Origin of the sequence: Paenibacillus sp. IHBB 3054, from assembly GCF_051594305.1 — a bacterium.
Lineage (GTDB): Bacteria > Bacillota > Bacilli > Paenibacillales > Paenibacillaceae > Paenibacillus_AQ.
Genome location: NZ_JBOFBG010000024.1, coordinates 71,522 through 84,627 on the forward strand (window position 1 = coordinate 71,522; position 13,106 = coordinate 84,627).

At 44.2% G+C, this 13,106-nt stretch carries 11 protein-coding genes; 1 reads left to right on the forward strand and 10 read right to left on the reverse strand.

What is annotated here, in order from left to right; all coding sequences use genetic code 11:
• Positions 1–77: 77 nt before the first annotated feature.
• The 6 genes from ACQ76X_RS22985 to ACQ76X_RS23010 form a co-directional block, all read right to left on the reverse strand.
• Positions 78–2,333, reverse strand: a complete 2,256-nt coding sequence (locus tag ACQ76X_RS22985; RefSeq protein WP_438496081.1) for an ATP-binding cassette domain-containing protein — start codon at positions 2,331–2,333, stop codon at positions 78–80.
• 467 nt (positions 2,334–2,800) lie between these two features.
• Positions 2,801–3,841 (reverse strand): NADH:flavin oxidoreductase, encoded by a 1,041-nt coding sequence (locus tag ACQ76X_RS22990; protein ID WP_438496082.1) that lies wholly within the window; start codon positions 3,839–3,841, stop codon positions 2,801–2,803.
• A 57-nt stretch (positions 3,842–3,898) separates the two neighbouring features.
• On the reverse strand, positions 3,899–4,921 hold the full coding sequence (locus tag ACQ76X_RS22995; RefSeq protein ID WP_438496083.1) for an NADH:flavin oxidoreductase/NADH oxidase: 1,023 nt from the start codon (positions 4,919–4,921) through the stop codon (positions 3,899–3,901).
• Positions 4,922–5,045: 124 nt separating this feature from the next.
• Positions 5,046–5,690, reverse strand: a complete 645-nt coding sequence (locus ACQ76X_RS23000; protein WP_438496084.1) for an SDR family oxidoreductase — start codon at positions 5,688–5,690, stop codon at positions 5,046–5,048.
• 149 nt (positions 5,691–5,839) lie between these two features.
• Entirely contained in the window at positions 5,840–6,268 is a 429-nt protein-coding gene (locus ACQ76X_RS23005; RefSeq protein ID WP_438496085.1) for a MarR family winged helix-turn-helix transcriptional regulator, read from the reverse strand.
• Positions 6,269–6,427: 159 nt separating this feature from the next.
• The gene (locus ACQ76X_RS23010) at positions 6,428–7,924 is read right to left on the reverse strand and encodes a glycoside hydrolase family 43 protein (protein WP_438496086.1); all 1,497 of its coding nucleotides are present in this window, start codon (positions 7,922–7,924) and stop codon (positions 6,428–6,430) included.
• Between the two features lie 348 nt (positions 7,925–8,272).
• On the opposite strand from ACQ76X_RS23010, the gene ACQ76X_RS23015 reads away from it, so the two are divergent.
• Entirely contained in the window at positions 8,273–9,046 is a 774-nt protein-coding gene (locus tag ACQ76X_RS23015; RefSeq protein WP_438496087.1) for a helix-turn-helix transcriptional regulator, read from the forward strand.
• A 56-nt stretch (positions 9,047–9,102) separates the two neighbouring features.
• On the opposite strand, the gene ACQ76X_RS23020 is transcribed toward ACQ76X_RS23015, so the two are convergent.
• From ACQ76X_RS23020 to ACQ76X_RS23035, 4 genes are read right to left on the reverse strand one after another with little or no spacing between them, the layout of a single operon-like run.
• Positions 9,103–10,248 (reverse strand): hypothetical protein, encoded by a 1,146-nt coding sequence (locus ACQ76X_RS23020; RefSeq protein WP_438496088.1) that lies wholly within the window; start codon positions 10,246–10,248, stop codon positions 9,103–9,105.
• 18 nt (positions 10,249–10,266) lie between these two features.
• Entirely contained in the window at positions 10,267–11,475 is a 1,209-nt protein-coding gene (locus ACQ76X_RS23025) for a hypothetical protein (protein WP_438496089.1), read from the reverse strand.
• Positions 11,468–12,331 carry an ABC transporter ATP-binding protein gene (locus tag ACQ76X_RS23030; RefSeq protein ID WP_438496090.1) on the reverse strand — a complete coding sequence of 288 codons (864 nt, stop codon included), beginning with the start codon at positions 12,329–12,331 and terminating at the stop codon, positions 11,468–11,470. Before ACQ76X_RS23030 ends, ACQ76X_RS23025 begins: the two co-directional genes overlap by 8 nt.
• On the reverse strand, positions 12,321–12,989 hold the full coding sequence (locus ACQ76X_RS23035; RefSeq protein WP_438496091.1) for a hypothetical protein: 669 nt from the start codon (positions 12,987–12,989) through the stop codon (positions 12,321–12,323). The genes ACQ76X_RS23030 and ACQ76X_RS23035 overlap by 11 nt, the downstream gene beginning before the upstream one ends.
• Positions 12,990–13,106: the final 117 nt, after the last annotated feature.

Consider the following 13,106-nt stretch of genomic DNA (forward strand, 5'->3'; position numbering starts at 1 on the left):
AAATACCGCCCTTTTCGAGGGCGGTATTTTTAGTTACCATCACTGTTATTTAATTCGTTAACTCTTCCGGTCATTGATTACATCAGGTATCTTCCCGTAATCGAATGCTCCGCATGGATGATCTGCGGAGGTGTACCCTCGAACACAACCTGACCGCCCTTGCTGCCTCCGTCCGGTCCCATATCGATGATCCAGTCCGCTTGGCTGATCACATCGAGGTTGTGCTCGATAACAATCACCGTATTGCCGGTATCCACGAGACGGTTTATGATCTCCAGAAGGTGATTGATATCTGACATGTGCAGGCCGGTCGTGGGCTCGTCCATCACATAGATGCTGCCCTTCTTATGCAGCTCGCTGGCCAGCTTGATGCGCTGGCATTCCCCGCCTGAAAGCGTGCTGAGCGGCTGGCCGAGTGTAATATAATCGAGCCCCACATCACTCATCGCCTGGAGCTTGCGCACAACCTCTTTTAGTTGGAAAAATGCCAATGCCTGCTCCACATTCATCTCCAGCACTTCTGCAATTGACTTGCCGTTCAGCTTGTACGCGAGCACCTCTTCTTTGAATCGTCGGCCTCCGCATACTTCGCAGGGCAGCTTCACGCTGTCGAGGAAGGCAAGGTCTGTGTACACAACACCCAGTCCCTGGCAGTTCTCACAAGCCCCCTTGGAGTTGAAGCTGAACAAGCCTTGATTCACCTTGTTCGCGGATGCAAACGCCTTGCGCACATCATCCATAATGCCTGTGTAAGTCGCGGGATTCGACCGTGTTGACACTCCTACCGCTGATTGGTCGATAACGATGGCGTCCGGATGCTGACTGAGGAATACTTCGTTAATCATCGTGCTCTTACCGGAACCGGCAACACCAGTTACTACTGTCAGCACTCCGGTTGGAATATCTGCACTCACGTTCCGCAGGTTGTGAAGTGTAGCCTCCTTGATGGACAGTTTTCCGGACGGCTGCCTGCACTCTTGCTTCAACTGGAGCGGACGTTTCAGATGTGTGCCTGTCAGCGTACCGGCTTCCAGCAGGCCTTGGAAGCTTCCTTCATACACAATGCTGCCACCATGGCTGCCGGCGTGAGGCCCTACATCGACGATATGATCCGCCACCTTGATCACATCGGGATCATGCTCGACGACAATCACAGTATTGCCCTTGTCACGCAGCTTCTGCAGAAGTTCATTTAACAGGTGAACATAACGGGGGTGCAGACCCACGCTGGGCTCATCGAAGATGTAGGTGACATCCACCAGACTGCCGCTCAGGTGCTTAACCATCTTGACGCGCTGCGACTCGCCGCCAGACAAAGTATCCGTCTCACGGTCCAGCGTTAAGTAATCAAGTCCGATATCCACCAGATGCTGCAACCGCTCCGTCAGCGACTTGACGACCGGCACGGCGACAGGATCATCAATCTCACGAATGACGCGGATGAGCTGTCCGGCCTCCATGGAGGATAGCTCCGCAATGTTGAGACCATTGATTCTGCAGCTGAGCGTGGCCTGACTGAGTCTCGCACCGTGGCAGCTGGAGCAAGGCCCCTCGGAAATATACGGAGCAACAGCTTTCTGTGTGCGCTCGGACTTCATCTTCACATCCTGCTTGATATATTTATTGGTGAACTTCTCAATGACGCCTTCCACTGTAATATTTGTTGCCTTGCCGGCGAAATCCATCTTAACTTTTCTTGCCTTGGCGTACAGCAGCTGCTCCAGTTCCTCTTCCGAATAATCGTTCAGCTTCTTGTCGAGATCAAAGTCTCCTGACTGCACGATCATGTTCCATTCCCAGCCGTTCACTGAATAGTCCGGCAGCATAATAGCCCCTTCATGGAGCGATTTTGACTTGTCCAGCGCCTTGCTCATGTCGACGCCCAGCCGACGGCCAAGTCCGTTACATTCGGGGCACATGCCTTGCGGATCATTAAACGAGAACATGTGCGCTTGTCCAACATAGGGCTGGCCTACTCGGGAGAAAAGAAGACGGAGAATGGGAGAAATATCAGTAATCGTGCCCAAGGTGGAATGGGATCCCCCACCCAGCCGCTTCTGATCCACAATAACAGCCATACTCAGGTTCTCAATCGCATCCGTATCCGGCTGCGGAACACGGGGCAGGAAATTTCTCACGAACATGCTGAAGTTCTCGTTCAGCAATCGTGTGGATTCTGCGGCGATCGTATCGAAGACGATCGATGACTTGCCGGATCCGGACACCCCGGTGAAGATCGTGATCTTCCGCTTCGGAATGCGCAAGGATACGTTCTTGAGATTGTTTTCCCTCGCACCCGAAATTACGATATACTCCTGATTTGATTCGCTCATGCCAAACATCCCTCCGGGTAGTGTCAATTTCTGTGTATATTCACATTGTACCATTCAACGTGTATAGATAGTCGGGCAGCCCGAACTTCCACCTTTGTACCCGTTAATTTAACATTGGGGGGCTGCATATTCTGTTACATGGATTGACGTACAAAAGAAAAATAAATAAAAGACCGGTATAATACCAGTCTTTTGTTTTCTATATTGAACTTGAGAATATACATTTAGGGAAAAGTGGCGGAGGGGAATTTTGGAACTGGAGGAGCGATAGCGTCCGCCTGAAAGCTTTCCGCAGGAAAGCTCGCTTCGGAAGCATGGGCAAGGTTTGGATTTCTACCGCGATTCGCGGTTAAAATCAGGAAATCCAAACCTAACAGCGGCCGGAAGTCCAAACATTCTCTCTAGTCACGGCCAATCCCAAAATAGAAGAATTATAAGTTCAATCTATATAGAGGTTTATTTACCGATCAATAAAGAGTTTTGAGTGCTTCAGGAGTAAATGGAATCAATTCATCCAATTTCCCATCCCGAATTTTACTGACCCATGCAGGGTCTACAAGCAATGCTCTACCGATAGCAACCAGATCGAATTCTTGATTTTCGAGCTTTTGAACCAATCTCTCGATACTTGCATTCTCTGCACCTTTTCCTTCAGTGAAAAGAGTCATGAAATCACCATCAAGGCCAATCGAACCCACAGTAATGGTTGGTTTGCCTGTAAGTTTTTTAACCCAACCAGCAAGATTCAAGTCAGAGCCTTCAAATTCCGGTTCCCAGAATCGCCGTGTCGAGCAATGGAAAATATCCACTCCAGCGTTAACCAAAGGTTGCAGAAATTGTTGAAGCTCGTCGGGTGTTTTCGCTAATTTGGCTGTATATTCCGTTCCTTTCCACTGTGAGATGCGCAGCACGATGGTAAAGTCGGGGCCTACGGCTTGGCGGCAAGCCTGGATAACTTCTTCCGCAAAGCGGGTACGTGCAATCATGCTGCCTCCGTAACGATCTGTACGCTCGTTAGTTTTCTCCCAAAAGAACTGGTCAATCAAATAGCCGTGAGCTCCATGGATTTCAATTCCATCAAATCCAATGCGCTTGGCTTCAGCTGCCGATTGTGCAAAAGCATCAACGATGCCACTGATTTCGGACTCGGAATAATCATTGACGTTGCCCCGTGCACCCATGTGCCAGATTTGAGGAATAATTTTGCCGCCGGCTTCATGAACTTCAGACACAACTTTTGCCCAGCCACTCAATGCTTCTTCACCATAAAAGAAAGGGACATTCTCCTGATTGGATGCATCTGCATGATCAACAACCGTGCCTTCCGTTACGATCAGACCCACATTATTTTCGGCTCTCCGGCGATAGTATGCAGCAACATCTGCTCCAGGAACCCCATTGGGAGACAGATTCCGGGTCATTGGCGCCATAACTGTCCGATTAGACAGATTAAGATTTCCTAAAGTAAAAGAACGGAGTAATGGTTGTACTGATTCGGTATTAAACATCGTAAACCTCCTAAGTTTTTTTCGTATTATACTCATTAATTTCTCGACAAATCGGGCTTAGAATCCAGTAGTATACTGTTTAGGAACTGCTGTTTCTTTTCTCAGCTTTGATGCAGCTTCTAAGGCCCAATATGGATTTCTCAGCATTCCTCTTCCGACAGCAATCAAATCGGCCTCTTCATTTCCTATGACTGCATTCGCCAAAATTGGATCATCCAATCTTCCAACAGCGATCACTGGAATATCGAGTGCTTGTTTGATATCTCTAGCGAGCGGTACTTGATAAGCTGCGTGAGTTCCTGGTCTGCCCCATGCAGCAATAGCTCCCTCGCCACCTGATGAAATATCAAACATGTCTACTCCTGCAACTTGATATTCCTTGGCAAAAGCAATGCTTTCCTGAATCCCATAACCACCTTCAACGTATTCTTTAGCTGATATACGCATGATTAGTGGCATGTCCTCCGGCATCTCGGCCTTTGCAGCCTGAATGATCTCCCGACCAAATAACGTAAGATTTTTACCATATTCATCATCCCGTTTGTTCGTTAGTGGAGAATGAAATTGATGGATCAAATAGCCATGCGCACCATGAAGTTCGATAGTATCGAATCCAGCCTGGACAGCGCGAGCTACAGCAGTGCGGAATTTCTCAACCATTTTTTTTACCTCTGCGGTGGTAAGTGCCCGGGGCTGTTTAGAATTTTCATCAAAAGCGATTGCTGACGGGGCTACTGGAACTTCAGCATCTTCCGCCTTGCGTCCAGCGTGCGCGATTTGGATTCCCACTTTGGCACCGTGACTATGACAAGCATCTACAATCCGTTTCAGAGCCGGAATCTGATCATCTGACCAAAGACCAAGATCGAAATCGGAAATGCGCCCATCGGGCTCTACATCAGTCATTTCAATTATGATTAAACCAGTTCCGCCTACAGCACGGCTAACATAGTGCATGTAATGCCAATCTGTGGCAATACCATCTTTATTGTCGACGGAGTATTGACACATTGGAGGCATCACAACACGGTTTTTCAATTCTAAACTTTTAAAAGAATATGGGCTAAACAAATCTTTCATGGATAAACGCTCCCCTTTTTGCTCTTATATATTAAAGTCATCATGCATGCGCAAGCATGTATGTACTTTCAATTAAAGTCATCATGCATGCGCAAGCATGTATGTACTTTCAGGTTATGGTTTTTCAGAACTTTTGCAATGCATCAGGAATCGGGTCGTAACCAGCAATCAGATCAAAGGCACGCTTATAGGTGTGCTTCTCTTCCAAAGCAGCCACAATGGTACGCGCTACATCTTCACGAGGGATACTGCCAACGGTGATATTCTCCGCAGCAGACACCTTTCCCGTTCCTGGTTCATTCAACAAAATTCCTGGACGTATAATCGTGTATGTCAGACTGCTGCTTTCGAGCACTTTGTCTGCATAATGCTTAGCTGCGTAATACGGTAGAATATTATGGTGCCAGTTGTCCCGGTTATTCGCCTGAATTGCACTGACCATGATGAATCTGTCAATGCCTGCTTTTTCGGCAGCTTCAATAGTTTTTCCTGCACCATCCAAATCAATCAAAAGTGTTTTATCATCACCCGTTTTTCCACCTGAACCAGCCGTAAACACAATAGCGTCACAACCCTTGGCGGCCGTTGCAATGGAGTCTACAGTCCCTTCCAAATCCGCGAGAACAGTTTCGACTCCCTGTTGTACAAATGCATCGGCTTGTTCTTTATTCCGTACCATCGCCCGGACGGTGTGATCGTTGCTTGCTTTCAACAGTTGAATAAGGTGCTGTCCGATTTGTCCATTCGATCCGACTACTAACACCTTCATAGCTATCCACTCCTTATCAGCTGAATTGAATTACAGTAACAATAAAAGCATGCGCATGCATTTAATTTACCGGAGAAAATTAATTATGTCAAGTCGTAATCCTAAACTTAACAATCCTCTCAACTCTACTAATAGGATCTCTACACTGGTCACAAAAACAATTTTTTCGTGAGATTCTCTACTTCTGAATTAAATCCCTCTCTTTTTAGTTCTGTTTGTAAGACCTGTGTAAAGGTCTGAAGTGCCCGCTGGTATTTATTCTCGCCTAACTCTGTAATTCGAGTATAAATACCACGTCGATCATCCTCGCATATATGTCTTTCTAAAGCACCACAGTTTTTAGCTTCCATTCTAACGACGAGTCTCGATGTAGCACTTTGACTTAGTCCCACAAGTTCTTGAAGTTGCTGTAGCCGTAATTTCTTTTCCCCGGAATTGGATATAAAATTTAAAACATAGAACTCCTTCAAAGATAAATTATAATTGTGCAGCAGAGCTTGTTCTAACTTTTCACTTAAATTTGAATTGATGCGAGACCAAGACAACCATACATCCAAAAGTTTGTATTCATGTTGCAAGCTTAGATCACCACCTGATTTTAAAGTCATTCGACATAGTTTGCCTTATTGTATCAATCCAAACTGAAATGGTCAAAACCCATTGATTATTCGTTCCCACACAACATTGAAAAAACCCTCGTCAGCAATAATGAGGGTTTTTCGCCAAAATGCATGTTGTTAATTAAAATACGTACATTTAAAGTCGCTAAAGTCATTGAATTCCGAACAGCTTCCATCTTGGGCATATAAGCCGATTACAACGCCGGTAAAACCTCCGGCAACCTCTGAGGAGAGGTATCTGGTTTGCGCAGAGCCCAAATCAATTTCTATGCCATCGCTTATTACCTGAAAAGAGTAAGTGTCATGATTTGAAATAATTTTTAAAATGGCTACATTTGAATTTAGGTCCGATTGTTCGTGTATGGTCTTAATGTCTCCGATGTTCAGACGCTTAACGGCTTCAATTCGCTCCCCTATTCTTCTCAAAGCGAAATCATAATGATGATGCTCATCCATATATAACGTTATTCCCGCTTCACCATCATTCACTCTAATCTCACAGGAGATTTCCGCATGGAAATCCTTTTGACGCAAGCCTATAAAGGTCGGGGAATCCGCCATATCTAATGAAATCTGTGAACCTCTTAATTTCAATTCACCATCGCCCAGCAAATAATTCTGTTTATCGGGATAACGTAAGTAACACCAATCTATATCCCAGCTTGTATTATGAAAAGTATATTGCATCTGTTCTATCTGTTTTACCGAATTGGGAATGTAGTTTGTTTCAACTTCCCCCTGAGTCGTACCATCGTCTCCCACCGTAAACCAATGATCTTCATGGAAAGTAACTGGCATCAAAAACACTTCCCGCCCCAGATGATGATGCATAACCCATCTGCCGATTTGCCGAAAGCCCAAATGAACGATCCACCAATTTCCATCGTGATCTTGAATTAAGTCTCCGTGACCTACACCCTGTATCTCATATCCCCCCAGATTCCTGTTTGTTAAAACGGGGTTATTGGGATAGGACTCAAAAGGTCCGTAAGGGGAATTGCCTCTTGCATATACAATCATGTGTCCATATTCGGTTCCGCCTTCTGCTGCCATTAGGTAATAGAGATCATTGATTTTATAGAGGTGAGGGCTTTCCAGATAACGTCCCCCTGTTCCATGCCAGATCACGCGGCTTGGTGTAAGCTTTTCACCGGTTTCGATATCTATCTCACATTGAAAGATGCTGTTCCTTCCAGTGTCATCAGTGCCGTTACTCATAAAGTAGGTTGAATTACCTTCAAAGTAAAAGGAGGGATCTATCCCCCCTTGGTCCACAAAGATGGGTTCCGACCATTCGCCGTAGATGTCATCTGTCCAAACGTAGAAATTTTGCCCGGTAGAATTATTAGTGGTGGTCATGTAAAAACGACCGTTATGATATCTAATAGTGCATGCGAAAACTCCTCCAGAACTGTCTATTTTCTCAAGATGAACTTGTGATTGCCTTGTTAAGCAATGTCCAATTTGTCTCCAGTTCACTAAATCATCGCTTTCGAACAAAGGTACGCCAGGATAATATTGAAAGGAACTGCTGACGAGATAATACTTATTATTTACTTTACAAACACTTGGATCGGGATAGAAACCTTTAATTACGGGATTGCTGTACTTCATGATTTCACCTCATAATTGAATGTTATTGATTGATTATTTCTCATATGGATAGAAATAGATTGAACTTGAGAATTACATTTAGGGAAAAGTGGCGGAGGGGAATTTTGGAACTGGAGGAGCGATAGCGTCCGCCTTTAGGTTTGGATTTCTACCGTGATTCGCGGTTAAATTCAGGAAATCCAAACCTAACAGCGGCCGGAAGTCCATACATTCTCTGTAGTCACGGCCAATCCCGAAGCAGAAGAATTTCAGTTCAATTATATACATGAAATTATAAGTTAATGACACGGCTCTATTGAATGATGTATACTGTCGTATATTTGATCTATTCTAAGAAAGGCTAATGATATGATAACAATATACTATGCTGGATATGATGCCATCCATACCGCAGATTTTGTTTATGACGTCCCTGAAGGACATAATACATGGTTGCTCCTTCTCACCAGAACACCCGCCCAATTCTGGGTTGAGGGCGAGATGAAGGAATATCCTGCTAACTGCGCGGTAGTCTTCCAACCACATCAAAAGATACTCTACCGGGCCTGCGCAGACTGCTATGGGAATGACTGGATTCATTTTGATTCAGACGAAATTCATTTGAAGGAATCAAAGTTATTACATGGAGTTCCCTTTCCCATGCCCGACCCGGAATATTTCCACCAATTGTTTCAGTTGCTTACGGCTGAACATTTCTTTTCCTGCGCTTACCGGGAGCTTTCTATGGATTACTTATTCCGAATTATCATCAATAAGCTTATTGAAGCTTCGCACAGTACGAATAATACTCCTCACTATCAAAATTTGTTGAATCTGCGCAAAGCGATATACAACAACCCGGGTCATTCTTGGGCCGTTCCGGCTATGGCCGAACATGTGCATCTCAGTTCTGGCTATTTACAGGCCATCTATAAGTCAACCTTTGGCATTTCGTGCATGGACGACGTCATTCAATGCCGAATCCGTCTTGCCAAGGAAAAGCTGCTTCATAGTCCGCATCGGATCTCCGAAATCGCCGCAATTTGCGGATACATGAATATTGAGCATTTTAGTCGGCAGTTCCGCCAAATCACAGGCTATGCACCTCGTGAATACCAAAAATTGATGGCATCAGATTCATGAAATCTTCTCGGATGGAATCGATCAAGTTGTTTTTTACTTTATGTATAATGCTCAATTTAAGAAGTAAACCTCATTTTATTAATCCATCTTGGCAAAAATAGTAGGAGCATAAATAAAACTGCAACAGTAATGGAAGGAACGGCAATGATTGTAGAAATACCTCCATAGGGTTCAAAACTTGTGTAATAGCTGTTGAACTCGGCTATCTGCATGGGCAGAAAATTGCCCACGTAATGTTTCAGAAAGAATACCTCGCTCATCTGAATGGCGTAAGATATGGCTATGGTGAATAATAACAGGGCGTAGCCAGTATAAACCTGTGTGACTAATACGCTGATCAATAAGGTAATCCCTGTCATCAGTGAGATTGCCACATATCCAATGACCAGGTTGATCAAAAACTGCTGGAAGTAATTCACCTCAACTGTTGATAAGAAAAATTGTGGACTACTTTGTATAGGCAAATCCGCTCCTTGTAAACCGTACATAAAAAAAATAGGCGTAATGTAAATCGCCACCGCCGCCAGATAGAACAATGAAGAGAGCTGGAAGGCGTTGATGATCCGTACCCTACTCAACTTCCGTTTCCCAAACCTCGTGGATTTCACCAGTCCGTCCACGCCCAAGGTCTCATCTTCGTTAAAAATGGGGATCAACAGAATGGAAATGAGAATCAGGACAATAAAAACACACTGGTTCATCCCTGAGTTAACGTTCTTCCAGCCCTCGGCATAACCCATCCGGATAGGTTCGGGGAGGGAAGCCGTTCCAAAAGTCCCGCTGCTTTTTCCTTCCCTAGAACCCACCGCTTCCTCCCCTGCACTTCTGATGATGTCTGACCTATCCTGATAGAATTGTTCTGTTGAGATATCGCGTATTCCAGTCCAGTCCGAGCCATACACTTGGACGATCATATCCAAGGCTGGCAAATCTGCAACATCCGCTGTATTCCTGTCTTCCGGCAGGCTAAGTTCTCTGTATTTTTCCAAAATTTTGTTAATCTCAACTTCATCCAATACCTCCGGTTGATAGAAATACCGGTATTCCGTCCCATCTGTTACCTCATATCTTGCCTGATTTAAATAACCTGTTTTGATGGTGTCTAAGTTGTAAAAGGTAAGTATCAGAAACAATGCCAACAAAAAACCGAATACGTTTATGTTTAGGATTTTACTTCTGTTTAATTTTGATAAATAGCTCATAATTTCACCTACCTTCCTCTACTGTAAATAATATCTTCTCATCCATATAGAGATACCGATTCGAGATAAGAGAATGTATACAGTACCCAGAAACAGGGCGACAAAAACATAAGGAAACACGGTATTACCCACAAAATATAATTTCTCTATCCCTATAAGATTATTGATAAAGTTCTGGGGAATGAAGACCATCACTTTTTCAATCAGCGCCCCCCTCCCCATCTGATAAGTATTGACGAGATAAAAATAAATCAGTGAAATTGCTAATACCAGTTTCCCTCTTTTAAAAATCACGGACAAAAACAGGATAAGATGAGTCACGACGAGGGTGGAAAAGTATCCCATGGCAATATAGAGTAACGCCTCTTGAAGCTGATTCATGGAATAAAATGTAGTCGTTCCGATTTGAACCGAAGAGTCCCAGCCGTGCAGCGTGTAGACTACAGCAACAAACAGCAGTACGATCACAATATACACAAAATAGGCTATCGTAGAAAACACACTGGCGGCGCCAAGCTTATAGCTGATCAGCTTCCTCCGGCTCTCTTTGGTGGATAAGGTCACCTTGTCAATTCCTTTGCTGCCGTTTCTGGAGAATCCCTCGCATAGGATGAAGGCCAAGAACATAAAGAAAAGGTAGATTGTATCTAATAAACCTATTTTCAGGTACTCCCAGCCGCTATCGTATTTGAATACAAATGGGGTGGATACTTTTTGCATTTTCTCTGATATGATTTCGATTTGTTCCTCTGTATAAGGAAATAGATTTTGTTCATTGGATAAATATTCGGTAAAGCTGCCCTTCCAATCCTCATAAAAACTGGCGAGCTGCTCATTGGTTAAATTTAAGCTGTTATCGAGCACACGGTACTTTTCATATGGAAAATTCAGTTCCCAGTTCAGCATATCGTGAGGAAACATCAATTTTTTGCCCAGCTTGCGGTCTGTATCCACTTCCCCCTCAATATAAGGTTTGTCCACACTGTTTTCGTAGTTCTGTTTCATTTGTAATAAATAATCTGTCGTCATCGTGCCCTCAACCGTTCGCTCCCTTAAAATATCCCAGCCCCCAATGCCGCTATGTATGGTTCCCTCATCATCCAAGACATCGATACTCCGGGCGGTTTGAACCAAAGGGATCAGAATAATTGTGAGAAAGAGTAGGCTGATAATCACTGTATTTTTATTAAATATTTTTTCCAGTTCTAATGGAATGAAATTACGCATGGCTCCCACTCCCTAAGTAGATGTAGTAATCTTCCAGCGTGGGCTCGCATACGATTGCGCCTGATTCCTTTTCTCCCAAGTAACGTACATTGACAACGTTTTCTTCCTGCCGGATCCGTACGATCAGGTGCTCCTTTTTAAAGGTGGCAAGTCGCTCTCTGTCCATCTCCTCGGTGAACACTTTTCCTTTAATCCCGGATAACATCTTTTGCACATTACCTTGCTCTTTAATTTTGCCCTGATTTAGGATGATCACATTGGTGGTGATTGCTTCGATATCCGAAATAATGTGGGTAGAAAACAAGATGATCTTGTCCTGTCCCATTTCGCTTATGATGTTTGAAAAACGGATTCGCTCATGGGGGTCAAGCCCAGCGGTGGGCTCGTCAAAAATTAATATCTTTGGATCGTTGATGATGGCTTGGGCAATGCCCACCCGCCTTTTCATCCCTCCGGAAAAGGTTTTGACCTTTTTATTGGCAACTTTCTCCAGGTTGACAAACTGTAATACCTCTGGAACTTTGTGCTTCAGTTCCTTTTTTGACAGTCCCTTCAGCGCTCCCATATATTCCAGATATTCCTTTGCCGTGAACGCGGGATACACCTCGAAATCCTGAGGGATATATCCCACAAGATTACGGTAGTCGTCGTTCATATGGAAGATATCCTTGCCGTTAAAGGTAACCTTGCCGCTGGTCTGATGGTCGATTGCCACAAGAATTCGCATCAAGGTGCTTTTCCCTGCCCCATTATCTCCCAAAAGTCCGTACACACCTTCAGGCAAAATAAAATTCAGTTCATCAATGGCCCGTTTCGTTCCAAATGTTCTTGTTACATTTTCCGCTTTAATTTCCATCGCTAATTTCCTTTCTCAACTGATATACGTCTCCTTCTGAGAGAACTTGCCAGTCCTCTCCCGCAGACGTTCTCCCTAGCAAGAGGTTGGTATATGCTCCGTCCAGCTTTTTCACTGCCCATGCCACCAGGTTTTCATCTTCAAATCCTGCTATGATACCTGATTTTTCTTCTGCATATAGAATATTTTGGATTCTCGGATCAGAAGTGCTTCCTCTGGTGCCATTGTCTGCCGGCTCGGGAAACCGATCCGAATTTTCTCTCATGTATGCATCAACAGTTTTGTAGATACCTATATAATCATCGATAGACAAAGTCGGAATTTCTATCGTTGGCCTAATTGATGACCCTGTCCTTCCTTCCTCCCGATAAGTTCTTTCATTACTTTTTCTATCTGCATCAAGTCGTTTGTCCAAGGCAATATCCTCAAAAGTCCTCTCATCATCTAGCGTTGTATCCTCTGGGGGTTCCTCATTGCCCGGATTCTCATTCTCTGTCTTTACATCCTTCGGATTATTATCTACGGTAATTAATTCCTCTGAGATGGTTTTATCATCCTGCATGCTTGCATATTCTGAGTAGCTACTTTGATTTTTGAAGTAGAGGCTTCCTCCAATCAAAATGGTTATAGTTAATACACTCATTAAGATTTTTTTCACTAAGACACCTCCGTTTTTAATATGTAACCTCATCATCTTCGCGAAATCCGACCATAGAAGAGTTGCTTGCAAGAAGCTCGCCGAACGTTCTCCGATCTACCGGAGCGATTGCAGATA